The organism is Vibrio sp. St2 (assembly GCF_947311885.1).
Classification (GTDB): domain Bacteria; phylum Pseudomonadota; class Gammaproteobacteria; order Enterobacterales; family Vibrionaceae; genus Vibrio; species Vibrio coralliilyticus.
Window position 1 is genome coordinate 1 of sequence record NZ_CAMZNA010000020.1, and the last position, 24,123, is coordinate 24,123.

27 protein-coding genes and 4 tRNA genes are annotated in these 24,123 nt (G+C 46.9%); 10 read left to right on the top strand and 21 right to left on the bottom strand.

Annotated elements, in window-relative coordinates; genetic code table 11:
- The 5 genes from QMA41_RS24765 to QMA41_RS24785 form a co-directional block, all read right to left on the bottom strand.
- Positions 1-116: GTP-binding protein (locus QMA41_RS24765; protein WP_004743179.1), on the bottom strand; the 116-nt coding region annotated here is incomplete at its 3' end.
- 136 nt (positions 117-252) lie between these two features.
- Positions 253-328: transfer RNA gene (locus tag QMA41_RS24770), tRNA-Thr, on the bottom strand.
- A 13-nt stretch (positions 329-341) separates the two neighbouring features.
- A tRNA-Gly gene (locus QMA41_RS24775) sits at positions 342-416 on the bottom strand.
- Between the two features lie 35 nt (positions 417-451).
- Positions 452-536 (bottom strand) — tRNA-Tyr (locus QMA41_RS24780).
- A gap of 34 nt (positions 537-570) precedes the next feature.
- A tRNA-Thr gene (locus QMA41_RS24785) sits at positions 571-646 on the bottom strand.
- A 208-nt stretch (positions 647-854) separates the two neighbouring features.
- Between QMA41_RS24785 and coaA the strand changes: the two genes are divergently transcribed.
- A complete protein-coding gene (gene coaA / locus QMA41_RS24790) occupies positions 855-1,778 on the top strand; it encodes a type I pantothenate kinase (RefSeq protein ID WP_281630836.1) in 924 nt (307 codons plus the stop codon).
- A gap of 75 nt (positions 1,779-1,853) precedes the next feature.
- On the opposite strand, the gene QMA41_RS24795 is transcribed toward coaA, so the two are convergent.
- Both QMA41_RS24795 and QMA41_RS24800 read right to left on the bottom strand, forming a co-directional pair.
- Positions 1,854-2,279, bottom strand: coding sequence for a DUF805 domain-containing protein (locus QMA41_RS24795; protein WP_281630837.1), 426 nt, complete (start codon positions 2,277-2,279; stop codon positions 1,854-1,856).
- 26 nt (positions 2,280-2,305) lie between these two features.
- Positions 2,306-2,653 (bottom strand): 5-carboxymethyl-2-hydroxymuconate isomerase, encoded by a 348-nt coding sequence (locus QMA41_RS24800; RefSeq protein WP_172845094.1) that lies wholly within the window; start codon positions 2,651-2,653, stop codon positions 2,306-2,308.
- A 287-nt stretch (positions 2,654-2,940) separates the two neighbouring features.
- On the opposite strand from QMA41_RS24800, the gene tpiA reads away from it, so the two are divergent.
- Together tpiA and QMA41_RS24810 are read left to right on the top strand one after the other, a co-directional pair.
- Positions 2,941-3,711, top strand: coding sequence for a triose-phosphate isomerase (tpiA, locus tag QMA41_RS24805; protein WP_281630838.1), 771 nt, complete (start codon positions 2,941-2,943; stop codon positions 3,709-3,711).
- A gap of 110 nt (positions 3,712-3,821) precedes the next feature.
- Positions 3,822-5,165 carry an MATE family efflux transporter gene (locus QMA41_RS24810; protein ID WP_281630839.1) on the top strand — a complete coding sequence of 448 codons (1,344 nt, stop codon included), beginning with the start codon at positions 3,822-3,824 and terminating at the stop codon, positions 5,163-5,165.
- Positions 5,166-5,211: 46 nt separating this feature from the next.
- Here QMA41_RS24810 and rraA read toward each other — a convergent pair whose 3' ends face one another.
- The 3 genes from rraA to efp form a co-directional block, all read right to left on the bottom strand.
- On the bottom strand, positions 5,212-5,730 hold the full coding sequence (gene rraA, locus QMA41_RS24815) for a ribonuclease E activity regulator RraA (protein WP_006957124.1): 519 nt from the start codon (positions 5,728-5,730) through the stop codon (positions 5,212-5,214).
- 76 nt (positions 5,731-5,806) lie between these two features.
- Positions 5,807-6,724 (bottom strand): 1,4-dihydroxy-2-naphthoate polyprenyltransferase, encoded by a 918-nt coding sequence (locus QMA41_RS24820; RefSeq protein WP_095573419.1) that lies wholly within the window; start codon positions 6,722-6,724, stop codon positions 5,807-5,809.
- A 114-nt stretch (positions 6,725-6,838) separates the two neighbouring features.
- A complete protein-coding gene (efp, locus tag QMA41_RS24825) occupies positions 6,839-7,405 on the bottom strand; it encodes an elongation factor P (protein ID WP_021458016.1) in 567 nt (188 codons plus the stop codon).
- A 33-nt stretch (positions 7,406-7,438) separates the two neighbouring features.
- Here efp and epmB point away from each other — a divergent pair, with 33 nt between their 5' ends.
- The 3 genes from epmB to QMA41_RS24840 all read left to right on the top strand — a co-directional run bounded on the left by epmB (position 7,439) and on the right by QMA41_RS24840 (position 9,553).
- On the top strand, positions 7,439-8,461 hold the full coding sequence (gene epmB, locus QMA41_RS24830) for an EF-P beta-lysylation protein EpmB (RefSeq protein WP_281630840.1): 1,023 nt from the start codon (positions 7,439-7,441) through the stop codon (positions 8,459-8,461).
- A 2-nt stretch (positions 8,462-8,463) separates the two neighbouring features.
- Positions 8,464-8,955, top strand: a complete 492-nt coding sequence (locus QMA41_RS24835; RefSeq protein WP_281630841.1) for a type II secretion system protein — start codon at positions 8,464-8,466, stop codon at positions 8,953-8,955.
- An 82-nt stretch (positions 8,956-9,037) separates the two neighbouring features.
- Complete coding sequence (locus QMA41_RS24840) at positions 9,038-9,553, top strand: MgtC/SapB family protein (RefSeq protein WP_281630842.1); 516 nt, start codon at positions 9,038-9,040, stop codon at positions 9,551-9,553.
- Positions 9,554-9,595: 42 nt separating this feature from the next.
- On the opposite strand, the gene pfkA is transcribed toward QMA41_RS24840, so the two are convergent.
- From pfkA to QMA41_RS24855, 3 genes are all read right to left on the bottom strand, one after another.
- Positions 9,596-10,558, bottom strand: coding sequence for a 6-phosphofructokinase (gene pfkA, locus QMA41_RS24845; RefSeq protein WP_281630843.1), 963 nt, complete (start codon positions 10,556-10,558; stop codon positions 9,596-9,598).
- A 287-nt stretch (positions 10,559-10,845) separates the two neighbouring features.
- On the bottom strand, positions 10,846-11,754 hold the full coding sequence (fieF, locus tag QMA41_RS24850) for a CDF family cation-efflux transporter FieF (protein ID WP_006957136.1): 909 nt from the start codon (positions 11,752-11,754) through the stop codon (positions 10,846-10,848).
- Positions 11,755-11,861: 107 nt separating this feature from the next.
- Positions 11,862-12,359, bottom strand: a complete 498-nt coding sequence (locus tag QMA41_RS24855) for a CpxP family protein (protein WP_006957137.1) — start codon at positions 12,357-12,359, stop codon at positions 11,862-11,864.
- A gap of 189 nt (positions 12,360-12,548) precedes the next feature.
- Between QMA41_RS24855 and QMA41_RS24860 the strand changes: the two genes are divergently transcribed.
- The 4 genes from QMA41_RS24860 (at position 12,549) to trmL (ending at position 15,874) form a co-directional block, all read left to right on the top strand.
- Complete coding sequence (locus QMA41_RS24860) at positions 12,549-13,235, top strand: response regulator (RefSeq protein ID WP_281630844.1); 687 nt, start codon at positions 12,549-12,551, stop codon at positions 13,233-13,235.
- Entirely contained in the window at positions 13,235-14,620 is a 1,386-nt protein-coding gene (gene cpxA, locus QMA41_RS24865; protein WP_281630845.1) for an envelope stress sensor histidine kinase CpxA, read from the top strand. Before QMA41_RS24860 ends, cpxA begins: the two co-directional genes overlap by 1 nt.
- A gap of 73 nt (positions 14,621-14,693) precedes the next feature.
- The gene (locus QMA41_RS24870) at positions 14,694-15,311 is read left to right on the top strand and encodes a superoxide dismutase (RefSeq protein ID WP_281630846.1); all 618 of its coding nucleotides are present in this window, start codon (positions 14,694-14,696) and stop codon (positions 15,309-15,311) included.
- A gap of 86 nt (positions 15,312-15,397) precedes the next feature.
- On the top strand, positions 15,398-15,874 hold the full coding sequence (gene trmL, locus QMA41_RS24875) for a tRNA (uridine(34)/cytosine(34)/5-carboxymethylaminomethyluridine(34)-2'-O)-methyltransferase TrmL (protein ID WP_021458024.1): 477 nt from the start codon (positions 15,398-15,400) through the stop codon (positions 15,872-15,874).
- A gap of 69 nt (positions 15,875-15,943) precedes the next feature.
- Here trmL and trpS read toward each other — a convergent pair whose 3' ends face one another.
- The 8 genes from trpS to QMA41_RS24915 all read right to left on the bottom strand — a co-directional run bounded on the left by trpS (position 15,944) and on the right by QMA41_RS24915 (position 24,083).
- Positions 15,944-16,981, bottom strand: a complete 1,038-nt coding sequence (trpS, locus tag QMA41_RS24880) for a tryptophan--tRNA ligase (RefSeq protein ID WP_281630847.1) — start codon at positions 16,979-16,981, stop codon at positions 15,944-15,946.
- Positions 16,982-17,096: 115 nt separating this feature from the next.
- A complete protein-coding gene (locus QMA41_RS24885) occupies positions 17,097-17,777 on the bottom strand; it encodes a phosphoglycolate phosphatase (protein ID WP_019278104.1) in 681 nt (226 codons plus the stop codon).
- Between the two features lie 4 nt (positions 17,778-17,781).
- Positions 17,782-18,453 (bottom strand): ribulose-phosphate 3-epimerase, encoded by a 672-nt coding sequence (gene rpe, locus QMA41_RS24890; protein WP_006957145.1) that lies wholly within the window; start codon positions 18,451-18,453, stop codon positions 17,782-17,784.
- Between the two features lie 102 nt (positions 18,454-18,555).
- Entirely contained in the window at positions 18,556-19,383 is an 828-nt protein-coding gene (locus QMA41_RS24895) for a Dam family site-specific DNA-(adenine-N6)-methyltransferase (protein ID WP_006957149.1), read from the bottom strand.
- Between the two features lie 69 nt (positions 19,384-19,452).
- Positions 19,453-20,937 carry an AAA family ATPase gene (locus QMA41_RS24900; protein ID WP_281630848.1) on the bottom strand — a complete coding sequence of 495 codons (1,485 nt, stop codon included), beginning with the start codon at positions 20,935-20,937 and terminating at the stop codon, positions 19,453-19,455.
- Between the two features lie 41 nt (positions 20,938-20,978).
- Positions 20,979-22,067, bottom strand: coding sequence for a 3-dehydroquinate synthase (gene aroB, locus QMA41_RS24905; protein ID WP_021458026.1), 1,089 nt, complete (start codon positions 22,065-22,067; stop codon positions 20,979-20,981).
- Between the two features lie 31 nt (positions 22,068-22,098).
- Positions 22,099-22,617: a shikimate kinase AroK gene (aroK, locus tag QMA41_RS24910; RefSeq protein WP_006957155.1), complete on the bottom strand. Its 519-nt coding sequence runs from the start codon at positions 22,615-22,617 to the stop codon at positions 22,099-22,101.
- A 176-nt stretch (positions 22,618-22,793) separates the two neighbouring features.
- The gene (locus QMA41_RS24915; RefSeq protein WP_281630857.1) at positions 22,794-24,083 is read right to left on the bottom strand and encodes a type IV pilus secretin PilQ family protein; all 1,290 of its coding nucleotides are present in this window, start codon (positions 24,081-24,083) and stop codon (positions 22,794-22,796) included.
- Positions 24,084-24,123 lie beyond the last annotated feature (40 nt).

Here is a 24,123-nt window from a genome sequence, read left to right on the forward strand (position 1 = left end):
ACTTTAGATAGAGTTGTACAGATTGCAGCAGTTAGAGTTGTTTTACCGTGGTCAACGTGGCCGATAGTACCAACGTTTACGTGCGGTTTCGTACGTTCAAATTTTTCTTTAGACATGAGTTGTCCCTCTAGGTACGGATTTAGGTGGCTTTGATGACCACGCAACCAAAAAGTATTGGTGATAAACTTCTCTTAATCACTAAACGTAGTTTAGTTAAAAGAAAGTATCAAAAGGAAAACGTTGCTTAAGAGCTGGTGCTGATAGGCAGACTCGAACTGCCGACCTCATCCTTACCAAGGATGCGCTCTACCACCTGAGCTATATCAGCACTCAAATTAGAGTGGAGCGGGCAGCGGGAATCGAACCCGCATCATCAGCTTGGAAGGCTGAGGTAATAGCCATTATACGATGCCCGCAACACGTAACTCTGTGAGCTATTTCCTTAAGAATATGGTGGAGGGGGACGGATTCGAACCATCGAAGGCAGTGCCAGCAGATTTACAGTCTGATCCCTTTGGCCACTCGGGAACCCCTCCAAATTTTTAATCCATTTCACTCATAAAGGAGAAATGGTGCCGACTACCGGAATCGAACTGGTGACCTACTGATTACAAGTCAGTTGCTCTACCTACTGAGCTAAGTCGGCATAAGTGGTGCGCATTCTATTGAAGGAATCTCTACCTTGCAATAGCTAAATTAAAAAAAAATGCGATTTTAACCAGTTTCTGCTTATTTGCTGAAAAATCGCACAATTTACTCGATAAAAGCGTTTTATCTCCGCCGAGTTATTTGGCAATTTGCGCGGGTTGTTGTATTTTCGCAGCTCTCTATCGCGAATCTCAGTTAGGAAGACTATGACGCCATATCTCTCTTTTAATCGTCAGCAATGGGCCGAATTGCGTAATTCCGTCCCGATGACGCTATCCGAAGAGGATCTCATTGAGCTACAAGGCGTCAATGAAAGCCTAACCATGGAAGAAGCGGTTGAGATCTACCTGCCACTTGCGCGTCTACTCAACTTGTATGTTGCCGCCAGACAAAGCCGTAACTCTGTTCTCAACAACTTTCTGGACAATCAGGAAAGTGCGCCACCTTTTATTATTGGCATTGCAGGCAGTGTCGCGGTGGGGAAAAGCACAACTGCTCGTCTACTTAAAGCGCTACTTTCGCGCTGGGAAAATCACCCAAAGGTTGAACTGGTGACGACAGACGGTTTTCTTTACCCTAAAAAGGTATTGCACGATCGCGGGATCATGCATCGTAAAGGCTTTCCCGAATCTTATGATATCAAGCGTTTGGTTGAGTTTGTTTCGGATGTGAAGGCAGGCAAGCCCAATCTCGAAGTTCCTGTCTACTCACATATCACTTATGACATTACCGACAATGTCAAAGTGGTAGACCGCCCAGATGTGTTGATCATTGAAGGACTCAATGTTCTGCAAAGTGGTATGGACTATCCACACGATCCCCATCGTGTGTTTGTCTCTGATTTCCTCGACTTCTCTTTATATGTCGATGCAGAGTGTGATGTTATAGAACAATGGTACGTGGAACGCTTCCTGAAATTCCGCTTAGGAGCCTTCACCAAACCCGGTTCTTACTTTAGTCACTATACCGAACTGACTGAGAAAGCGGCGATAGAGAAAGCGCACTCAATCTGGCAATCAATTAACGGCATCAACCTCACGGCTAATATTTTGCCGACCAAAGGTCGTGCTCACCTTATCTTAAAGAAAGCTCGCGACCACAGAGTCGAAGAAGTGCTGTTGCGAAAATAGCGAGAATCTATCAAGGGTTGATGTCAAAACCTCAACCCTTGCAACTAGCGTAAAGGGTTCAACCTTCTCGACGCCCTATTTCAACTCGGCGCCGTACTGGTTTTCACCTTTTGTTCCTTTGAGGAAACCGCACTCCACAAGAATCCAAACACCACATATCAATGCAGCCAATGAACTGACGGCTTGCAACGTGGTCGACTGTGCCATCTGCGTGGGATCGCCAGCTGGTACTGTCATGCGCCCTATCACCAAGGGAACATTCAATAGTAGCCACCAGCTCGATTTACCTCTGTCATGCCATCGCTTGGCCGTTATTGCTAAATCTGGGATCAGAACAACAATCAAAAACACGGGCAAAAGCAAATGCGCCTGACTGGGAAACAACACATTCATGCCAGCGGCAAAACCCACAATTAATGTGTAATAGACCACATTCCATATCCAGTAGATCTTTCGCCCTACTCGCCCTTGAAATGAAAACAACAGCTCTTTCATCGACATGATTACTTACCTAAAAATCAAAAATATTAATTTACCACTTTTTGAAAACACTCTTTATCCATATCTCGAATATTGACCGTCAAACTATGAACATGGCTGGCTTGCTTCTGCAACACATCCATCAACTGGCGTGAGAGGTCGCGCTTTTGTTCCGCTGTTCTCCCATCAAGCAGTTCAAAACTAATATGGATAAAGTCAACGTTATCGCCATCTTCTCCAATCAGCCAATTATGGCAGCGTAGCGCTCGGGATTTTACGGAAGGCGCGTCAAAAAGCCCGCATTGAAGCGCCACTTGATGCAGGTCCTCCAATAGTCCTTGCACATTCACGCGTTCATCGACGGAGTTAGAGTATTCCATTACTAGATTTGGCATTGTAGTCCTCAAATGTAAGAGAGTTTCAAAAAATCACTAAAAAGACCCCCAACACTATTACCAATTTCAGCTGCTATTTCCGAGCGTAAAACCAGCATAATGCATTATGGATCACTGCTGAGAACAAAGCTTATACCATTTATGCGCGGCTATAGCGGTAACCATTAAGTCAGAACCGAACAAGACATGATACTAGTCATGATTTGGTCGCTTTAATCTGTTATATTCCTACGAAGATTTTTTACATTAATGAACTTTCTACATTAAATACAAAGGGAGATATTCCTATGCGTCGTCCTGTAGTGATGGGTAACTGGAAACTTAACGGCAGCAAAGCAATGGTAAAAGAGTTGCTAACTGGCCTTAACGCGGAACTTGAAGGTGTTGAAGGTGTTGACGTAGCAGTAGCTCCACCAGCGCTTTACATTGATCTTGCTGAGCGCGTTATCGCAGAAGGCGGTAACAAGATCATCCTAGGTGCTCAGAACACTGACCTGAACAACAGCGGTGCATTCACTGGCGACATGTCTCCAGAAATGCTGAAAGACTTCGATGCTTCTCACATCATCATCGGCCACTCTGAGCGTCGTGAATACCACAACGAATCTGACGAGTTCATCGCTAAGAAATTCAACTTCCTAAAAGAGAACGGTCTAAAACCTGTTTTCTGTATCGGTGAGTCTGAAGCTCAAAACGAAGCTGGTGAAACTGAAGCAGTATGTGCTCGCCAAATCAACGCAGTTATCGATGCATACGGTGTTGAAGCACTTAACGATGCTATCATCGCATACGAACCAATCTGGGCTATCGGTACTGGTAAAGCAGCAACTGCTGAAGATGCACAGCGCATCCACGCTTCTATCCGTGCACTAATCGCAGCGAAAGACGAAGCAGTTGCAGCTCAAGTTGTCATCCAGTACGGTGGCTCTGTTAAGCCAGAAAACGCTGAAGCTTACTTCTCACAACCAGACATCGACGGTGCTCTAGTGGGCGGTGCTTCTCTTGATGCGAAGAGCTTTGCAGCAATTGCTAAAGCAGCGGCAGCAGCTAAAGCGTAATTTTTCCTTTAGGAAAATTCTTATTAAGGTCAGCGCAAGCTGGCCTTTTTTGTGTCTCACACATCAATCAAGTATCCTACGCTTTTCCGCCCCAAAAGTAGTTGTACCGAATGCAGGATAAGCACGGCCTTTTGACTGGCCCCATCCCTCTCGTGCTCCGTCAGATGACCATTCCGATGACTTTCGGCATGGTGGCTATTCTGATGTTCAACTTAGTGGATACCTTTTTTATCTCTCTGCTCGGAACTGAAGCCCTTGCTGCCATCAGCTACACTTTCCCAGTAACCTTTGCGGTCAACTGCATCACGATGGGGATTGGTGTCGGCCTATCAGCCAATATCGGCCGCCTGCTCGGGCAAGGACAGTCAGAAGATGCAGCACGCTTCTCAAGTCATGGATTGGTTCTAGCGGTAACGTTAGTCGCGCTTGCATCTGGCTTAGGTTACTTCACCATTGAGCCATTGTTCCTAGCACTAGGGGCAGAACAAGAACTGCTGCCCCTGATAAACCAGTACATGCATATCTGGTACCTGACGATTCCATTACTTGTCGTCCCCATGGCAGGCAATAGCGCAATTCGTGCGACTGGGGATACCAAAACACCAGCCAAAATCATGATGCTGGCAGGCTTGATCAATGGCGTGCTCGATCCGTTACTGATTTTTGGTTATGGGCCATTTCCAGAGCTTGGGATTCAGGGTGCCGCCATCGCCAGTGCCCTAAGCTGGTTTGGCGCCTTAATCGGCTCACTGTATGTGTTGGTGAAAAGAGAAAAACTTCTCGCCTTACCCCACTTCAAAACGCTATGGGCTGACTGGCGACAAATCCTAAAAATTGGCACTCCGGCAGCACTCTCCAACGCGATGAACCCGTTGTCCGGTGCCATTCTGATGATGCTACTCTCCAGCCACGGCACCGCGGCAGTGGCCGCTTATGGTGCTGCCCAGCGGGTTGAATCCATCCTCATCATTGTATTGATGTCGCTAACTTCAACTTTGACACCATTTATTGCTCAGAATGTTGGGGCGAATAACCCTCAACGTAGCTTCGCTGGGCTATTTCTCAGCATGCGCTTCTCGCTGCTTTTCCAATTTGGGATTTTTGTCATGATGGTTCCGCTGAGTATTCCACTTGCGGCGCTTTTCTCTCAAGAACAAGCGGTGAAAGATCTGCTTTGGCACTATTTGCTTGTAGTACCATTTAGTTACGGTTTTCAGGGAATCATCATGATGTTGGTGTCTGGCCTGAATGCACTGCATGAGCCGCTCAAAGCATTCCAATGGAGCTTTATGCGCCTGTTCATCTTTACCTTACCTTGTGCATGGATTGGTAGCTACCTGTACGATATTGAAGGGCTATTTATAGGCATTGCGCTCGGCAATATATTGGGTGGCGTCCTAGGCTATCTTTACGCGTTGAGAGTCCGACGCCAATTCTTAGCAGAAGCCACATAGCAAAACACCGACCTTCAAGGTCGGTGTTTTTTTGATTCTTTACCGCTTAGTCGGCGATAAGCTCATCTTCTTCGGTGTCGAGCTCAACATCCAACGGTTCTTGAGACAAGATGACCCCAGTATTATCAGCGTAGAGGTAATCTTCGGGAATAAAGGTGACGCCTCCGAAATTCACTGGCACATCCACCTCACCCACACTCTGCGATACCGCCCCAACCGGAATTGAAGCGAGAGCTTGAATGCCAATACTCATGTCTTCCAGTTCATCGACCTCACGAACACAACCATAAACGACTAGGCCTTCCCATTCGTTTTCTTCAGCCAGTGACGCCAATTCTGCATCAATCAAAGCACGACGTAATGAACCTCCACCATCAATCAGCAGTACCCGACCTAAACCATCCTGTTCGAGTACTTCTCGAATCAGACCGTTGTCTTCAAAACACTTCACCGTCGTGATCTGTCCAGCAAATGAGGCGCTGCCACCAAAATTGCTAAACATAGGTTCTACTACATCTACTTGTTCTGAGTAAATGTCACATAAAGCCGACGTATTGTATTCCATAGTGTTCCTTCCCATACGGTTCGTCATCTCCATCGAGTATATAGGGACATTAAGTCATTGCAATGACAAGACTCAATTAACTGGCCAGAGTTTGAGCTATAACCACACCAGCAAACAATAAGTTAGTCACCAGCGAGCACTTCACAATGACTGGCATCATAGGGGCGATTTGCGCAGGCTGCTCTGCCTGCCACACGGCTTTACCATGCTTGTAAATCACCAGCACGCTCAATAAGAACGGTAAGCTCAGCCAAACAGGTACCGGCTGAAGCAGCAGATAGACAATAAACGCCACGACAGCCCCAGCCAATAGCATCGTGTGGTAGTGCTTAGCATTCTTCTGCCCAAGGCGCACCGCAACTGTGCGCTTTCCGCATTCTTCATCGTTTTCAATATCTCGCATATTGTTAATGTTCAATACAGCGACGGCGAGTAAACCACAACCTATAGCGGGTAAAACCAACAAAGGCGCGACGATACCGGTATGGAGAAAGAAAGTGCCGGCAACGCCAAGCAAACCAAAAAAGATAAAAACGGACACATCACCCAGCCCGACATAACCATAAGGCTTATTACCTACGGTGTAGGCGATGGCAGCAACGATAGCCAGCACACCTAAGCCAATGAAAGCCAAAATACTTTGTAGGCTGTCGAGTGCATAAAACACGAGGGCTAAACCAGCAAGCATGGTCAAAATGATATTAATCACGATCGCCTGTTTCATGTCAGCCTGAGTCACAGCGCCCGACTGGATCGCGCGCATTGGTCCGAGACGCTTGTCGTTGTCTGTGCCTTTTACCGCATCACCATAATCGTTGGCCAAGTTGGATAGGATCTGCAATAACGTCGCAGTGAGAAACGCTAAGATAGCAATCATCCAAGAAAACTGATGAGTAGAATATGCCAGCACACTACCGGTTAAGATCGATACCAGTGCCAATGGAAGTGTTTTTGGCCGAGCAGCGTCGAGCCAGATACGTAAGGACTGTTTCATACTGACTAGTGTAGTCTCATAATCGAGTGCTAGAATTGTGGCACATCAAAGTTAGCGTAGAAACAAAAAAAGGCCACCGAAGTGACCTTTTCTAAATCTTGAGTAAGTTTACGCTTACTTAACGCGACCTACGTATTCACCAGAGCGAGTGTCCACTTTAATCACTTCACCAATAGAGATGAACAGAGGCACTCGTACAACAGCACCCGTTGTTAGTGTTGCTGGCTTACCACCTGTACCTTGAGTATCACCTTTAAGGCCTGGGTCGGTATCCGTTACTTCCAGCTCAACGAAGTTTGGTGGCGTTACAACGATTGGGTTACCGTTCCAAAGAGTTAGCATACAAGAGTCGTTTTCAACCAACCACTTCGCATTTTCGCCAACTGCTTTTACATCCGCTGCAATTTGTTCGAATGTTTCGTTGTTCATGAAATGGTAGAATTCACCGTCGTTGTACAGGTAGTCCAGATCGATATCCATTACGTCCGCAACTTCTACAGTGTCGCCTGACTTAAATGTTTTCTCTAGAACTTTGCCTGAAAGCAGTTTACGGATTTTAACGCGGTTAAATGCCTGACCTTTGCCTGGTTTTACATACTCGTTTTCGAGAATGACACAAGGCTCATTATCAAGCATAATTTTAAGACCGCCTTTGAATTCATTCGTGCTAACAGTAGCCATTTTTTCCTCTTACCATTCTTCGAGTTAAATTTAATGCCGCACATCATAACCCGAAAAGTCGAATCTGTTGAGCAAAACTGGCTCAAACAGCTAGCGAATGGGATCTCTGATCCTGAAAAACTTCTGCTGCAACTGGAAATTGATCCTTCTCCGTGGCAGAGCGGGTTTGAAGCGCGCAAGCTATTCGCCCAACGAGTTCCGCAAAGTTTTGTTGATCGAATGGAGAAAGGCAATCCGTTTGATCCCTTGCTGCGTCAGGTTTTACCACTCTCAGAAGAATTCGATGTGCATTCTGGGTATTCAACCGATCCTCTCGATGAACAAGACAATCAGGTACCGGGGCTACTGCATAAGTATCGTAACCGAGCATTGATGATCGTGAAAGGAGGGTGTGCAATCAACTGTCGCTATTGCTTCCGTCGTCATTTCCCATATAACGAAAACAAAGGCAATAAATCTGTATGGTCGCAGAGCCTAGATTATGTACGACAGCACCCAGAGCTGAACGAAATCATTCTTTCAGGAGGGGATCCTCTAATGGCCAAAGATGAAGAACTTCAATGGCTCATAGGGCAAATTGCAGATATTCAGCACATTAAACGCTTGAGAATTCACTCTCGCCTGCCTGTTGTGATTCCAGCTCGCATCACCACCGCCTTCACCAAACTGCTCGCCGATACTCGCCTGCAGGTTATTCTCGTCACACACATTAATCACGCCAATGAGATCAATCAGGAACTGAGAGATGCGTTAAGTTCACTCCGCCGTGAGGGTGTTACTCTTCTCAATCAAGGCGTCATGCTTAAAGGCGTCAATGACAGTGTTGAAGCTCAGGTGGCACTCAGCGAGTCGTTATTTGATGCAGGCGTGCTGCCCTACTACATTCATGTATTAGATAAGGTTCAGGGCGCAGCGCACTTTTTTATCTCTGATCAGCAAGCCAAACAGATCATGGCGGGCGTCATTGAACGGGTTTCTGGTTATCTGGTACCGAAACTCACCCGTGAAATCGGCGGCCGAACCAGTAAAACGCCACTGGATTTACATTTAGAATAATGATGAAAAACAAACAAGGTTTTACTCTGATTGAACTGGTGATCGTAATTGTGGTTCTCGGCATTTTGGCCGTGACAGCCCTGCCTCGATTGCTCAATTTGCAGTCCAATGCCCGTACTTCGGCTTTGCAGGGTTTGAAAGGAGCCATGCAGGGTGCCAATGAGCAGGTGATTGGTCTGGCATCGGTAGAGAACCTAAATGCGCTTTCCAGCGCAACACTAACCATTGAAGGCGATGACGTCGCGATCGTTTACGGTTACCCGAAAGCAGACAATGCTAACGCTTGGTCACAATTACTGGAAACCACCATTGAAGACGCCACATTTGGGTCAGACGGTGCCGATTGGTATTTCAGCAATACCAATCCCAATGATGGTGTGATTCTTTACCTCCCAGCCGACCGACGCCAGACGGCACAAAATTGCTACCTTCAATACACTGAAGCCACCTCCTCCTCAGAACCGAGATTTAGCCTGACCACTTCCGGCTGTTAACCACTATTTATCCTCAAGATAAATATCTTTTGTTCGCCTAAACCGAGGCCACTCGGCATACTCCGCGGTTTAGGAGAACACTATGTACATCTTGCCAGATTCGCTGCTCGACCTTGGTCCGTTTGATTGGCCAGCCCTCCTGTGCTGCGCGATCAATGGTCTGCTCATTGGCGCTGAACGTCAGACACGAGGCAAACCTGTTGGTATCAGAACGTCCATTCTGATCATCGCTGGTACTTACCTGTTTATGTCGATGGCGGTCTCTCTTTCACCAAACACCTTAGATCAAGCGCGCGTGCTGGGTCAGATCATTACTGGTGTTGGCTTCTTAGGTGCTGGTGTGATGATGACATTGGATGGCAAAATTCATGGCGTAACGTCAGCTGCCGTGATTTGGTTGCTGGCCGCCTTGGGGCTGATGATTGGTCTCGGCTATTTGCAGCAGTCTGTTGTCATTACAGTGCTAGCACTGGTTGTTTTGTTCGGAGTCGATAAAGCCGAAAATCGAATTCAGGCACTACGTCGTGGTGTGCATCAGAAAATTCAGCGGCGCAGGAGCTCAAGCGCCAGAGAGAAGAACCCTTCGCACGAGGTATAAAAAAACCACCCAATTGGGTGGTTTTCTTTGATTCATTGCGGCTTAGAATAGCTCTTCCGCAACTTTGTAAAGGTCTTCACGTACTGGACGTTTCATGTTTTCAATCGCGTCGATAATGTCGTGATGAACCAGTTGTTCTTTCTGGATACCGACACAACGGCCGCCTTTACCATCCATCAGTAGGTGGACAGCATAGTTACCCATACGAGAAGCTAATACACGGTCAAATGCGGTTGGACGACCACCACGTTGGATGTGACCTAATACTGTCGCACGAGTTTCACGGCCTGTTGCCGATTCAATCTCTTTAGCCAGCTCATTGGCGTCCATCATCAGCTCAGTCAGAGCAATGATCGCGTGCTTCTTACCTTTCTTGATGCCGTCTTGGATGTTGTTGATCAGCTTCTGCTTATCCAGTCCCGTTTCTGGTGTGATGATGTACTCACAGCCGCCAGCAATCGCAGACATCAACGTAAGATCACCACAATGACGACCCATGATCTCTACAATAGAGATACGCTGGTGAGATGAAGAGGTATCACGCAGGCGGTCAATCGCATCAATAACAGTGTTGAGCGCCGTCAGGTAACCGATAGTGTAATCAGTACCAGCAATATCGTTATCGATGGTGCCTGGTAGACCAACACATGGGTAACCCATTTCTGTTAGTTTCTTCGCACCCATGTATGAACCGTCACCGCCAACAACAACTAACGCTTCAATACCATGTTTTTTAAGGTTTTCGATCGCTTTTTCACGCACAGCAACGTCTTTGAATTCAGGGAAACGTGCAGAGCCTAGGAAAGTACCGCCTTTGTTGATCACATCAGATACGCTTGAACGATCAAGCTTCTTGATACGGTCTTCATACAGGCCCAAGTATCCGTCATAAACGCCGAAAACTTCTAAACCTTCCGATAGAGCTGTGCGAACCACGCCGCGTACTGCCGCGTTCATGCCTGGTGCGTCACCGCCACTTGTCAAAACACCGATCTTCTTAATCATGCTCACCCTCGATTTTTGGGAATCTTATTTCAATTTTTACGTCAGCAATTTTCAGCCAAATTACTGACAAGATTCTTATAGCTGCGCAATATGTTACCTTGACGGGCAAGGAATACTACTTTTATTTGCACGAAATTATGTAACTTTTCTACTTATGTAAGAGTATTACAGCTTTGCGCTTTCACTGATTTGATACATATCAGGATCACAGTGAATTGTCGTCCCGATGAAAAGATAGTCAATAAGCGCGATTTTGTCGCTGCGGGCTAACCCTTCCTAATCCTAGTTTACCAATCTTGGATTTTTTGCTCTTTCTCTGGCCCGAAAACTACGGAATAAGGATCCTGATGGATCAATACATCGGCATGGGGGAATAGCTCAAGTAGCTGATTCTCAACCTGATCGGAAATGCGATGTGCTTCAATCAAAGGAATCTGATCCTCAAGCTCCAAGTGCAGCTGAATGAAACGTGTTGGACCTGACATACGGGTCCTCAATTGATGAACTCCTAAAACTCCATCGACAGACAGGCAGCATGCTTTGATCGCTTCCAGCTCTTCATCTGGCAACTTACGGTCCAGTAAGGTCTGAATCGCTTCCCGTACCATCTGCACAGCGCTATAAAGAATGTACAGACCAATGCCCACTGCAAACACGGCATCTGCCTGAGTTACACCGAACCAACTCAAACCAAGCGCCAACATAATCGCAGCGTTCATGTACAAATCGGACTGATAGTGCAAAGAGTCCGCAGCAATGGCCTGGCTGCCCGTTTTCCTCACAACATGTTTCTGGAACTGCACCAGAGCGAAAGTGACCGCAATGGCAAACATACTGACGTACACCCCGTACTCGGGAGATTGCAATTCATGAGGCCTGAAGAAGCGCTCAACACCATTGAGAATAAGAAATACCGCAGAGCCAGAGATAAACATCGCCTGAGCCAATGCAGCCAGAGACTCCGCTTTGCCGTGGCCAAAGGTGTGTTCCCTGTCGGCAGGTTGCAGTGAATACCTGACGACAAAAAGGTTGACCAGAGACGCGGCAATATCAAGCATAGAGTCAATCAATGAGGCGAGTAAGCTGACCGAGCCCGTTACCCACCACGCCGCCAGTTTTACCACCAGCAGTAACGTCGCGACAATCGTAGCTGTCCAAGCAGCCAGTGTCACCAAGCGCGCATATTCGTGTTTCATAAAGTAAAGCGTTTGAAAAACATTACCTTAAGTATAACCCGCAAATTATTGAATAAAAATGATACAAAAAAGGCGGCCAATTGGCCGCCTGAATCTGCATACAAATATCAGCTGTCGCTAAAACGCTCCTGCATCTTCTCTAAACGCTTTTCAGAGCGCTCTTTCTGCAGCTCAACATATTTGGTTTTCTGCTCCGGTGTCAGAATGCTCAGCATCTGATGTTGCTTTTCAAGCATCTTCACTCTGCGCTCAGTCTGCTTCTCAACCATTTGCTTAGCCAGCTCGTTGGCTGCTGCTTCATCGAATGTATCAGCGAGTAGCAACGCCTGAACCTTTTCTTTATTAGCCTGCATCTCAGCATGATGGCTTTCAAAGTTATCTTTGAACTTCGCTTTCATTTCCGTTTTGTTGGCTTGGCGCATTTCTTTCAGTTGATCTTTTTGCGCATCGGTCAAGTCCAGCTGGCGCATAATGCCGCGGTCAAAGCCAAATTCACCATGTGGACCTTTCTTGTGGTCTTTACCACCGTAAGCAAATGCACTCGCGGTACCTAATGTGAGGGGAAGAACAACAGCAGCCAATACCAGTTTCTTTGCAGTTTTCATAATCGTACCTTTCATATCCAGAGGGATGGAATCAAGCTGTCTCGACAGCGCTTGAGTGTAGATTACGAACTGCAACGTAAAGTGACGTCTAGAGAGCGTAAAGAATCGTAAAGAGCAAAAATTAAACTAAAGCTCTCGACGAATAATCAGTAATATTAGTGTAACCGATATGATTGAGAGACGTATTCCATGGCCAACATCCTATTGATTGACGATGACATCGAACTGACCAGCCTGCTCAAAGAAGTACTGACATTTGAAGGTTATCGCGTATCTGAAGCCAACGACGGAGAAGCAGGGCTTGAAGCCATTGACGACAGCATAGATTTAGTGCTGCTCGATGTCATGATGCCTAAGCTGAATGGAATGGAAACCCTTAAGCGCTTGCGTGAACACTGGGAAACCCCTGTCTTGATGCTGACTGCGAAAGGCGAAGAAATTGACCGTGTCATTGGCTTGGAACTAGGCGCTGACGATTATCTACCAAAACCTTTCAGTGACCGTGAATTGCTGGCCCGAATCCGCGCTATTTTGCGTCGCACTCAATCGAAAGGCGGCAACAAAAACAGTGATTGCATTCAGTATCAGGACATCAAAATTTATCCGGGTAAACAGGAAGCCTACTGCCAAGAACAATACCTAGACCTGACCACCACAGAGTTTGCGCTCCTGAGCCACTTTGTCCAGCATCCAGGCGAAACACTGACCAAGGAAACACTCAGCTTAGATGTACTGGGCAAACGCTTAGCGGCGTTTGACCGCGCTATTGACATGCACGTATCCAACCTACGCAAAAAACTGCCAGAGCGCGAAGATGGCAAGTCTCGTATTAAAACGCTGCGCGGACGCGGCTATTTGCTGGTTGAGGAAAATTGATGCGTCTGCCTAAGATCACCAGCCTGTACGGGCGTATCTTTGCCATCTTCTGGTTTACCATGTTTCTGGTGCTGATCGCCGTACTGTCGTTACCTCATTTGGACCCACGAAAATCGAGGGATATTCCGGCCGATCATTATAAAAAACTCATCGGAATCAAACAGAAGATAGAGAAGAACTTTGCTCGCGAACAGGATCTTCGCCGGATTATATTTCAGCTTGAAGGGCCAAAGCGTTCACCCCGCGATCCTCGCCCACGTTTTGTTCTGACCGATCTGGAAGGCAATATTCTGACCACGCGTGACCGCAAAGATTTCAAACTCAAAGCCGTTCAGAACTTTATCACTAGTATCGAAAACCCTGAGCATCCCAAGCAGAGGTTATATGGTCACTATATGGTGGCAGGCCCACTTCCCATTACTCTGGCTCAGAGAGATCTTCTGCTCTACGTCGGCATGAAATGGAATCAACCATCACCGTTTTTGATTCGCCTGTTTGATAAACCATTTCAGCTGCTGTTCGCAGTGATGCTGGTCAGCACTCCTCTACTGCTTTGGTTAGCATGGGCGTTAAGTCAACCCGCTCGTAAGTTGGAGCGCGCCGCTAAACGGGTCGCAAAAGGCGAATTTTTTGTCGACCCACAACTGGAAAAAGGCACGTCTGAATTCCGTCAGGCCGGTAAAAGCTTTAACCAGATGGTTGAAGCGGTAAACCAGATGATTTCTGGTCAACAGCGCTTGTTATCCGACATTTCGCATGAGTTGCGCTCTCCCCTGACTCGATTGAGAATGGCCACGGCCTTGGCGTCACGTAAACAAGGAGAAAGCCCTGAACTCAATCGAATCGATACCGAAGCTCAGCGATTAGAACAGATGATCGGCGAGCTTCTCGAGCTATCTCGAATGCAGGTCGACAGTCATGTAGAGCGTGAGCAACAACCCATTGGTAGTCTGTGGGAAGCGATTCTCTCGGATGCACAATTTGAAGCCGAGCAGATGAACAAAACACTCCGCTATGACGCGATTCCAGATCGTACCATTTCGGGCAATCCGAAATTGCTCATGAGTGCCGTCGACAATATTGTGCGTAACGCCATCTATTACGGAAAAGACGTCATTCAGGTGTCACTGAGCATCCATGCCGATCAACTTACGATTGCTGTCGACGACAATGGCGAAGGTGTGCCCGAGCAAGAACTGGAAGCCATTTTCCGGCCTTTCTATCGTGTCTCGACCGCACGAGATCGTCACAGCGGCGGCACAGGTTTAGGGTTAGCGATCACAGAAAACGCGATTCGACAGCATAGTGGCTCTATACAAGCGCTGCGCAGTGAGCTCGGTGGCTTGAGAGTCGAAATCCGCCTACCACTCGTACCCATGCAATAACCTTATAAAAACACAGTTGATAATAGATCTCATTATCATTTAAAGTAAATCCTTCTATTACGGAGGATTTACTATGTCTCACACTTTCCCAAAGTTGCCTTACGCATACGACTCACTCGAACCTTACATTGATGCTAAAACCATGGAAGTCCATTACAGCAAGCATCACCGCACTTACTTCGACAAATTCGTTGCTGCGGTCAAAGGGACGGAACTGGAACATGCCTCACTGAGCGACATCTTCGCCAATATATCTCAGCACGCTCCGGCAGTACGCAACAATGGTGGTGGCTACTACAATCATATCCTTTACTGGAATTGCATGGCACCCGGTGCAGGTGGCGAACCTAAAGGTGAATTAGCCAAGGAAATTGACGCGACTTTCGGTGACTTCGAGCAGTTTAAATCTCTGTTTGCCGAAGCAGCCATCAATACATTTGGCTCCGGCTTTGCCTGGTTAGTTGTCAAAGACGGCAAGCTGCACATTGCCTCCACCAGCAATCAGGACAATCCTTTGATGGATGTTGCGAGCGTTCAAGGTGAGCCTATTTTAGCGCTGGATGTATGGGAACACGCTTACTACATCAGTTATCAAAACCGTCGCCCTGAATACATCGACGCTTGGTGGAATGTGGTTAACTGGGATGCGGTAAGCGAGAACTATGCAGCAGCACTAGCGCAAAACGCATAGCAAAAACTCACCACTTCAGGCTTGGCGGCATTTTAAAGCCGCCTTATACTGCTTAGCTTCCCAGCTGATGATAAGAAATTAACACTATGTTCGATATCGCCCTTTATGAGCCTGAAATTGCCCCAAATACAGGGAACATCATTCGCCTGTGTGCCAACTGTGGTGCAAACCTGCATTTAATTGAGCCATTAGGGTTTGATTTAGAAGAGAAAAAAGTCCGCCGCGCTGGGCTGGACTACCATGATCTGGCACGTGTTACTCGCCATAAAAACTATCAGGCGTTTGTTGAGTACCTAGAAAAAGAGCGCGAAACCTTCCGCATTTTTGCTTGTACGACAAAAACAACCGGTCATCACGTCGACGCTAACTTTCAACAAGGCGATGTTTTATTGTTTGGCCCAGAAACCCGCGGCCTGCCAGCAGAGCTGATTGAGAGCATGCCAATGGAACAGCGTATTCGTATCCCAATGATGCCTGATGCTCGCAGCCTCAATTTATCTAACGCAGTCGCCATTATTGCTTTTGAAGCTTGGCGTCAGATGGGCTTTGAAGGTGCTCAATAGCATCAAAAATTGGATATAAAAAACGGACTCAAATGAGTCCGTTTTTTATATTTACCGAATCAGATAGGTCTATGGGCGAGCCACAAAACCTACCGCTTCGTATGCTTTCTTCAGCGTCTCTGCTGCGCGAGCCGAGGCTTTTTCAGCACCCTGCTTCATCACTTGATCCATGTATGCGCGATCTGCACGAATACGATGATATTCAGCTTGAATAGGCTCCAGCATCGCTACAATCGCTTCACCCACATCTTTCTTAAATGGACCGTACATCTCAACGCCTTGGTATTGCGCTTCGATCTCTTCAAAGCTCTTACCTGTTGCTGCCGAGTAAAGACCCATTAAGTTAGAGATGCCCGCTTTGTTATCCCAATCATGGGCAATACGTGGTGGCGTGTCTGCATCTGTCTGAGCTTTGTTGATCTTCTTGATGATCGATTTAGGCTCTTCGAGCAGAGTAATCACGTTCTTACGGTTATCGTCTGATTTCGACATCTTCTTCGTCGCATCCTGAAGACTCATAACACGTGCATTCACAGTCGGAATGTACGGTTCTGGCACTTGGAAGATTGGCTGCTCAGGCGAGTAGATATTGTTGAATCGGTTAGCGATATCACGAGCTAGCTCAAGGTGCTGTTTCTGGTCACTACCCACAGGTACTTGGTGTGCACCGTATAGCAGGATGTCCGCTGCCATTAGTACAGGGTAATCGAACAGGCCAACGTTCACGTCGCCAAACTGGCTTGAGCTGTCTTTCGAATAGCGGGCAGATTTATCTTTAAACTGAGTCATACGACTCAGCTCGCCCATCTGGGTGTAACAGTTAAGAAGCCAACCAAGTTGAGCATGCTCTGGTACGTGTGACTGAACAAATAGCGTGCTCTTTTGTGGATCAACACCAACTGCCAGACAGATTGCTAATGCGTCTAGAGTCGCTTCATGCAGCGCTTTCGGGTCCTGACGAACCGTGATCGCATGAAGGTCTACAACACAATATTGGCAATCGTAATCGTCTTGCATCTGTTGCCATTGACGTAGAGCACCCAAGTAGTTACCGATACTTAGTTCACCTGATGGTTGAACACCACTCAATACAATGGGTTTGCTCATGGGAATAGTTCCTTTGACTTCTTATCTAAAAAATGAAAAAAACCGTGTGGATTCTAGCCACACGGTTCACTCAGTGTACTCATTAACGAGTATTTTGGAAGATCTTTTGTTGCTACTAAGCGGAAACCGCTACCACATCCACTAGATCTGCGATTGTGTCTGCAACAAAATCCGGTTGAGACTGCGAAATTGGCTCACCATGATTGTATCCGTAAGTTAGACCGAACGAAGCGCAACCCGCATTTTTCGCTGCCAGAATGTCATTCTTGGAATCGCCCACCATCAACATTTCTTGTGGCTGACAACCATGTTTCTCAAGCAACCAGTTCAATGCCATTGGGTTCGGTTTTTTCTCTGGGAAAGTATCACCACCAATCACATCAACAAAGTACTTATCAATACCGTGCTTTGCCAACACATCAGGTACGAACTTCGAAGGCTTGTTGGTCACCAGCGCCATTGTAAAACCCGCTTTGTGTAGCTCTGCTAGGGTTTCTTTAACCGCAGGGTAAAGGTGGCTTAGCTTATGTCCGCTTTGCTCGTAATAGTCATCAAACAGAACACGAGCTTTGGCATGCAGTTCTGGGTCTAAATCGGGCGATACTGTTAGGCTGCGACTCAGCGAGCGCCCAATAAGAACATCAGCGCCGTTGCCTACGTAATCTCGCACCTGCTCTTCTGTTACTGCTGGGTAACCTAGTGCTTGCACGGCTTGGTCAGCAGCAACGGCCAAGTCAGGAACGCTATCCAATAACGTTCCATCCAAGTCAAACGCGATAAGTTTAATATTGCTCATTCAATTACTCTGCCTTTGCTAATTCAGCACGCATCTGGTCGATGACTTCTTTGTAGTCAGGTTGGTTGAAGATCGCGGAACCTGCCACAAACATATCCGCACCCGCTTCAGCTATTTCTCGAATGTTGTCCACTTTGACACCACCATCAATTTCCAGACGGATGTCGCGGCCAGACTCATCGATCATCTTACGTACTGCGCGTAGCTTATCCAATGTTTTAGGGATGAAAGATTGACCACCAAAGCCTGGGTTCACTGACATCAAAAGAATCATATCGATCTTATCCATGATGTACTCTAGGTGAGAAAGTGGTGTTGCTGGGTTTAGTACCACACCCGCTTTACAACCATGTTCTTTGATCAGTTGCAGTGTGCGATCAACGTGTTCAGACGCTTCAATGTGGAAGGTAATCATAGACGCACCGGCTTTGGCAAAATCCGGGATAATACGATCAACTGGCTTCACCATCAGATGCACATCAATCGGTGCAGTAATGCCGTAATCACGTAGTGCCTGACAGATAGGAGCACCAAAAGTCAGGTTAGGAACGTAATGGTTATCCATAACGTCGAAGTGAACCACATCCGCACCCGCTGCGAGCACTTTTTCAACATCTTCACCAAGACGAGCCATGTCTGCAGACAAAATGGATGGAGCGATAAGGAAATCTTTCATACCTGACCTCTAGAATTTATTGGGCAAAACCATTGAATACAAGTTGAGCGCAATTCTACCGAAGCTAAAGGTCAGAAGATAGATTAGATAAGAGAAATGTCGTTAGTGTTGATCGTCTGGCTTAAACAATGCTAGTAGCTCATCCACTTTATTGCGGCCAGCGCCATTGCGACTGATGGTGCGCTTCACCTTAACCACGTTGAGTTCCGCCCCATGATACAAGCGGCGAGTGAGCGTGGTATCGTGATTAGAAATCAAAACCGGAATATGACGCTCTTTTGCCGCTCTTTCCGCTACATCCGCTAGCGCAGCCTGATCGTCTAACGTAAAACCGTTACCGGCATAGGAGGTAAAGTTGGCGGTATTAGACAGTGGCGCATACGGCGGGTCGCAATACACTACACTGCCTTTACGAGCACGTTTAAAGGTATCGGTATAGCTTTCACATACAAACGTCGCTTTCTTGGCTTTTTTGGCAAAGAATTCCAGCTCAGCTTCAGGGAAGTATGGCTTTTTATACGAGCCAAAAGGAACGTTAAAGCCACCTTTCTTGTTGTAGCGACATAGGCCGTTAAAACCGAAGCGGTTCATATACAGAAAAGCCAAAGAACGGTACATCACGTCGTCTGTCGCATTAAACTGCGCTCGGATCGACAAGTAAGCTTCTTTGCGATTATTCTCAGGCACGAACCAACGCTTCGCTTCGGAAATGTACGCTTCCGGGCTCTCTTTGAGCAAATTGTAGAGATTAATCAAATCCGGGTTGATGTCTGCAAGCAGGTACTGCTCATAGTCAGTATTCAGGAAAACCGAACCAGCGCCAACGAACGGTTCAACCAGCTTACGCCCTTCGGGCAAGTATCGCTGGATATCTTCGACAAGTCCGTATTTTCCACCTGCCCATTTCAGGAAGGCACGCTGCTTCTTCATCTACTGCTCTATCTATCAACCACAAATTAAGGCTGCGGAATGTAACATATTTTCCTGCTAAGCTCAGCGTTATTTCACTCGATCAATTTCACGGTGGACCTGACTGAGAGATTTGGCCCAAGGATCCAGCTGCTGTAAATCAGCTGGAAGCGCTTCAACGGCATCTCTCGCCACCTGAATGGTTGGATAGTTTTGATAAGTGATGATAAACCACTCTACTTCGTTGCGAACAGTCGGGTATATATACACGTTGGCAGCCAAGTTGTGCTTATCTAAGAAGACTTGTACATCCTCCAGAGAACGCACAGCGGCTAATTGAAGGGTATAACTGCGAGGGGAGAAGCTCTTCAGCTCATCTTTCGTGAAAGAAAACTTCACAATCGGCTTTTCTACCTGAGTGGCAGGCTCAGCCACCGCACTCGCTGTTGTGTCAGGTACATCCGCTTTAGGGACTGATTGCTCAACCACTTCTTGTATCGTTGTCGTGTCGACTTTCTCAGGCTTACCTTCCAACAGTGCATCAACGACTTCTGAGGTAATCACAACGCGCTGATGATCATCCGAAGCATTACCTACACTCGAAGTTTGCTCGGTCACTGCCGGAGGAAGGGATTCCGAATCATCTTCTGCCGAAGACAACATAGGATCAGAAACCGGCTCTTCACTTATTGAGCCTTGCTGTTCAGCGTCAGATTGAGCATCAACCGGTAACGTTGGAATCACAGTCTGCTCGATAGAGTCTGTCACCTGCTGCGCTTTGTCATCTGGAGAAGGTTGGCTCATCATCCACCAGTAACCACCACCTATCAGCACCAGCAACGTAATCACCACCAATGCAATATTGATTGGTGAACCAATGATTGAGCGGATAATGATCCTTTTTTCCACTTTATGATCCCCTAAAGCCATAATCTCCCCCGGACGACGGGCAACAGTTCGGTATGCGTTACGTACACGCTTCTCTCTCTCATCTTCGACAAAACGAATCACCAGGTGTTCAAAGAATCGATCCGCTTCATCCTGGGTCAGCGGTTCAATCTCTAAATCAATCGGCTTGTGATCCTGACCATAGCTAAGGCGGGTCAACAACACATCAAGACTATTGGACTGAGCGAACAAAACCACGTTGATTGTCCAAGCCGGATTTTCCTGCGCTTCGAGAATCAACATCCACAATTCAGAGACAAAGGATTCCTGCAGTAAATCGGCATCATCAACGACGATAACAGCATCGCAGCTTTCCCCTTCCATCTGGCGAGCAAAACTTTCGGCTAATGGGTCGGCAGGATTGAACATCGGCTCAGAAAAGAGCTGAGTCAGAATCATAGTGCGGCGTTGTTGGTCATCCTGACTTGGATGACACATCAGGAGCGATTGGTTTTTATCTGACGCCCACGCTTCAAGGTAGCGTTGGGCGAGCCAAGATTTACCGGCTCCTGATGCACCGCCAACAGTGACTAAGTTTGACCCGAAGTTAGTCAGCAATTGCATTCGCTCAAGCAATTCTACTTGAGAATCTAACTCCAACACACGGGATTCATGCGTCAAACTCATTCAACCATCCTAATGACAGTCCACTGTCTAAAGAAAAGAACTTAGATATCGCGACAAAAATCGATCGCTTGCTTGATGACCGATTCAGGCACACCTTTAACTACTTCTGCGCTGCCGATGCTGGTTGGCAACACTAAACGCAGTTCACCAGAGAGCACTTTTTTATCGCGCATCATGTGTTTCATGAAGTCGTCAAAAGTCATAGTGTCTGGTGTATGCACAGGCAATTGTGCTCTCTTCAGTATAGAGAGAATTCTCTCTACTTGCTGCTCTGTGATAAGCCCTTGAAGCTGCGCAGTTTTTGCTGCCATCACAGTGCCGGAAGAAACCGCTTCGCCATGTAGCCATTTACCATAACCTAACTCAGCTTCGATCGCATGACCAAATGTATGACCTAGGTTCAGTAATGCACGAATGCCGGACTCTTTTTCATCTTGAGCCACCACTTCCGCCTTAATTTGGCAGCAGCGTGCAATGGCATAAGTCAATGCTTGCTCATCGAGTTCGTACAGCTTGTTAAGGTTCTCTTCTAACCAGACAAAAAAGTCCTGATCGTAGATGATGCCGTACTTGATCACCTCGGCAATGCCAGCAGCAAACTCGCGTTCAGGCAGTGTCGCAAGACAGTCGGTATCAATGATCACTGACTTTGGTTGGTAGAAGGCACCAATCATGTTCTTACCCAGCTTGTGGTTCACCGCCGTTTTACCGCCAACCGACGAATCCACCTGAGACAACAAAGTGGTCGGAATTTGGATAAAGTCGACGCCACGCTGATAACACGCCGCAGAGAAGCCAACCAAATCACCAATCACACCACCACCAAGGGCAATGACAACAACATCGCGAGCGAAATTACCTTCGAGAAGGTAGCTCATCACGGTATTGAAAGTATCCAGCGATTTGTACTGTTCGCCATCTGGTAGCTCAAGAACTGAGGCTTCACAGCCCACTTGCTCAAGAAGAGATAAGATTTTATCCGCATACAAAGGCGCTACCGTGACATTGGTAATCACGACAACTTTTTGTTTCGCTGATAAAAATGAAAGGTGGGCCGGATCATTGAATAATCCGGCACCAATTGAGATTGGATAGCTACGCTCACCTAAACTGACCGTAATCCGTTCCATGGGTATTCTCCAGTTGCTAAAATTTAACGTATTAACGTTCTTCTAGCATTTTTACGATCTGGTTGGCTACCACTTTTGCACTTTGATCGTCAGTACGTACTGTGTAATCCGCGATTTCTTCGTAAAGAGGGTTGCGTTCACCAGCCAGTGACTCCAACACATCACGAGGGTTGTCCGTCTGTAGCAGAGGACGTTTCTTGTCACGGTTGGTACGTGCAAGTTGCTTTTCAATCGTTGTTTCTAAATAAACGACGATACCGCGAGCCGATAAACGGTTGCGGTTTTCTTTACTCTTGATAGAGCCACCGCCTGTTGCCAGAACAATACCATGTTCTTCTGTCAGGTCGTTGATCACCCTTTCTTCACGGACACGGAAGCCTTCTTCGCCTTCTACGTCAAATACCCAAGCGATATCTGCGCCAGTGCGCTCTTCAATCACAGTGTCCGAGTCAACAAACTCCATATGAAGTTGTTGAGCCAAGTGTCTACCAATTGTACTTTTGCCGGCACCCATTGGGCCAACAAGAAAAATATTGCGTTTTTCAGCCATGTTCAGCAGTAATTTACAACGTTAATTCAATGACATCGCCACAAGAAAACCAAGATTTCTCTGGTCAAAGATATGCTTGTGGCACCTATTCCTCACAGATAATTCGTGATAAGACCCGAAATTATCTAGATAAGGTGACACTAATGCAAATTTATTTTTGCCTGTTTGTTGATTGATTAAGGCGCAACCACTGTTGGCGTTACAAAAATCAACAACTCGCTCTTACCCATTTGCTGATAAGTTCGTCGAAAAAGCGCACCTAGCAAAGGAATGTCGCCTAACAACGGTACCTGGTCGACCGTATCCGAAACACTGTGCTGATAAATGCCTCCCAGAACAATGGTTTCGCCATTATTGACCAGGACCTGAGTACCGATACGTTGCGTGTCTATCGCAACAGCTTCCCCAGTGCCGGTTTTGACCACTTGACCCGGCCTATCTTGGGTGACATTCAGATCGAGAATCAAACGGTTATCCGATGTGATTTGCGGGGTGACTTTTAAACTTAACACTGCTTTTTTAAAATTCACGCTGGTTGCACCGCTTGAGGCCGCCTCTAAATAAGGAATTTCAGTCCCCTGCTCAATGTAAGCCGGTTGCTTGTTGGTGGTAATCAGACGCGGACTGGATATAACTTCTGCTCTCGATTCCCTTTGCAACGCTGACAATTCTAAATCCAGTAAAGTGTCACTGCCCAGCTTAGCGACCTGAAAAGCAATCGTCGAAGCGTTCACGGACGTCGCCGCTAAGTTGACGTTGAGAAAATCGTCCAGTGACGAGTCCGAATCCCCATACAGATTGAGATTGGCTAAGTTATTTTCTATCGAGCCTCCCACACTGTGACTGCCGTTGGTCGAACTGAACCCCCAACGCACACCCAACTCCTGTAAATCACCTTCATTCAAGCTGACTATGCGCGCCTCAATTTGTACTTGTTTCACCGGCACATCTAATGCCGTAATGATCGCCTTCATCGCTTGAATATTGATAGCAACATCGCGAATTAACAGGCTATTGGTTCGAGTATCGATTGAAATCGCCCCTCGTTCAGACAACATCCGCGTCGCAGCGCTATCGCTATCGCTCAGTAATGCCGCAATATCTGCCGCTTTGGCAAACCTCATAGCGATAATCTCAGATTCTAACGGTTGAAGCTCAGCCGTGACTTTCTCCTGTTCCAACTTTTGTTGTCTGAACTGAGCAATTTCAGCCGCCGTTGCCACCAGCAACACACTGCCATCCATGCGCTTCTCTAATCCCTTCATACGCAAAATGATATCGAGTAACTGTGGCCACGGAACCTCCTTCACTCTTAGGGTCAGATTGCCAGACACGCCATCTGAAACAACCAGATTAAAATCGTTGTAATCCGCAATCTGCTGCAATACATGGCGCACCGGAATATCCTGAAAATTGACGGAAAGCTTGTCTGTCCTGCTTTCTTCTACCTCAAGCTCAGGCTTCATCTCTTCACTTCTTGCGGTATTAAGCGTAACCATCAAACTA

What these genes read in the sequence shown, in the direction of transcription:
- coaA (WP_281630836.1), top strand. Translation starts at nt 855, where the DNA reads ATGACGCCATATCTCTCTTTTAATCGTCAGCAATGGGCCGAATTGCGT.
- QMA41_RS24795 (WP_281630837.1), bottom strand. Translation starts at nt 2,279, where the DNA reads ATGTCGATGAAAGAGCTGTTGTTTTCATTTCAAGGGCGAGTAGGGCGA.
- QMA41_RS24800 (WP_172845094.1), bottom strand. Translation starts at nt 2,653, where the DNA reads ATGCCAAATCTAGTAATGGAATACTCTAACTCCGTCGATGAACGCGTG.
- tpiA (WP_281630838.1), top strand. Translation starts at nt 2,941, where the DNA reads ATGCGTCGTCCTGTAGTGATGGGTAACTGGAAACTTAACGGCAGCAAA.
- QMA41_RS24810 (WP_281630839.1), top strand. Translation starts at nt 3,822, where the DNA reads ATGCAGGATAAGCACGGCCTTTTGACTGGCCCCATCCCTCTCGTGCTC.
- rraA (WP_006957124.1), bottom strand. Translation starts at nt 5,730, where the DNA reads ATGGAATACAATACGTCGGCTTTATGTGACATTTACTCAGAACAAGTA.
- QMA41_RS24820 (WP_095573419.1), bottom strand. Translation starts at nt 6,724, where the DNA reads ATGAAACAGTCCTTACGTATCTGGCTCGACGCTGCTCGGCCAAAAACA.
- efp (WP_021458016.1), bottom strand. Translation starts at nt 7,405, where the DNA reads ATGGCTACTGTTAGCACGAATGAATTCAAAGGCGGTCTTAAAATTATG.
- epmB (WP_281630840.1), top strand. Translation starts at nt 7,439, where the DNA reads ATGCCGCACATCATAACCCGAAAAGTCGAATCTGTTGAGCAAAACTGG.
- QMA41_RS24835 (WP_281630841.1), top strand. Translation starts at nt 8,464, where the DNA reads ATGAAAAACAAACAAGGTTTTACTCTGATTGAACTGGTGATCGTAATT.
- QMA41_RS24840 (WP_281630842.1), top strand. Translation starts at nt 9,038, where the DNA reads ATGTACATCTTGCCAGATTCGCTGCTCGACCTTGGTCCGTTTGATTGG.
- pfkA (WP_281630843.1), bottom strand. Translation starts at nt 10,558, where the DNA reads ATGATTAAGAAGATCGGTGTTTTGACAAGTGGCGGTGACGCACCAGGC.
- fieF (WP_006957136.1), bottom strand. Translation starts at nt 11,754, where the DNA reads ATGAAACACGAATATGCGCGCTTGGTGACACTGGCTGCTTGGACAGCT.
- QMA41_RS24855 (WP_006957137.1), bottom strand. Translation starts at nt 12,359, where the DNA reads ATGAAAACTGCAAAGAAACTGGTATTGGCTGCTGTTGTTCTTCCCCTC.
- QMA41_RS24860 (WP_281630844.1), top strand. Translation starts at nt 12,549, where the DNA reads ATGGCCAACATCCTATTGATTGACGATGACATCGAACTGACCAGCCTG.
- cpxA (WP_281630845.1), top strand. Translation starts at nt 13,235, where the DNA reads ATGCGTCTGCCTAAGATCACCAGCCTGTACGGGCGTATCTTTGCCATC.
- QMA41_RS24870 (WP_281630846.1), top strand. Translation starts at nt 14,694, where the DNA reads ATGTCTCACACTTTCCCAAAGTTGCCTTACGCATACGACTCACTCGAA.
- trmL (WP_021458024.1), top strand. Translation starts at nt 15,398, where the DNA reads ATGTTCGATATCGCCCTTTATGAGCCTGAAATTGCCCCAAATACAGGG.
- trpS (WP_281630847.1), bottom strand. Translation starts at nt 16,981, where the DNA reads ATGAGCAAACCCATTGTATTGAGTGGTGTTCAACCATCAGGTGAACTA.
- QMA41_RS24885 (WP_019278104.1), bottom strand. Translation starts at nt 17,777, where the DNA reads ATGAGCAATATTAAACTTATCGCGTTTGACTTGGATGGAACGTTATTG.
- rpe (WP_006957145.1), bottom strand. Translation starts at nt 18,453, where the DNA reads ATGAAAGATTTCCTTATCGCTCCATCCATTTTGTCTGCAGACATGGCT.
- QMA41_RS24895 (WP_006957149.1), bottom strand. Translation starts at nt 19,383, where the DNA reads ATGAAGAAGCAGCGTGCCTTCCTGAAATGGGCAGGTGGAAAATACGGA.
- QMA41_RS24900 (WP_281630848.1), bottom strand. Translation starts at nt 20,937, where the DNA reads ATGAGTTTGACGCATGAATCCCGTGTGTTGGAGTTAGATTCTCAAGTA.
- aroB (WP_021458026.1), bottom strand. Translation starts at nt 22,067, where the DNA reads ATGGAACGGATTACGGTCAGTTTAGGTGAGCGTAGCTATCCAATCTCA.
- aroK (WP_006957155.1), bottom strand. Translation starts at nt 22,617, where the DNA reads ATGGCTGAAAAACGCAATATTTTTCTTGTTGGCCCAATGGGTGCCGGC.
- QMA41_RS24915 (WP_281630857.1), bottom strand. Translation starts at nt 24,083, where the DNA reads ATGAAGCCTGAGCTTGAGGTAGAAGAAAGCAGGACAGACAAGCTTTCC.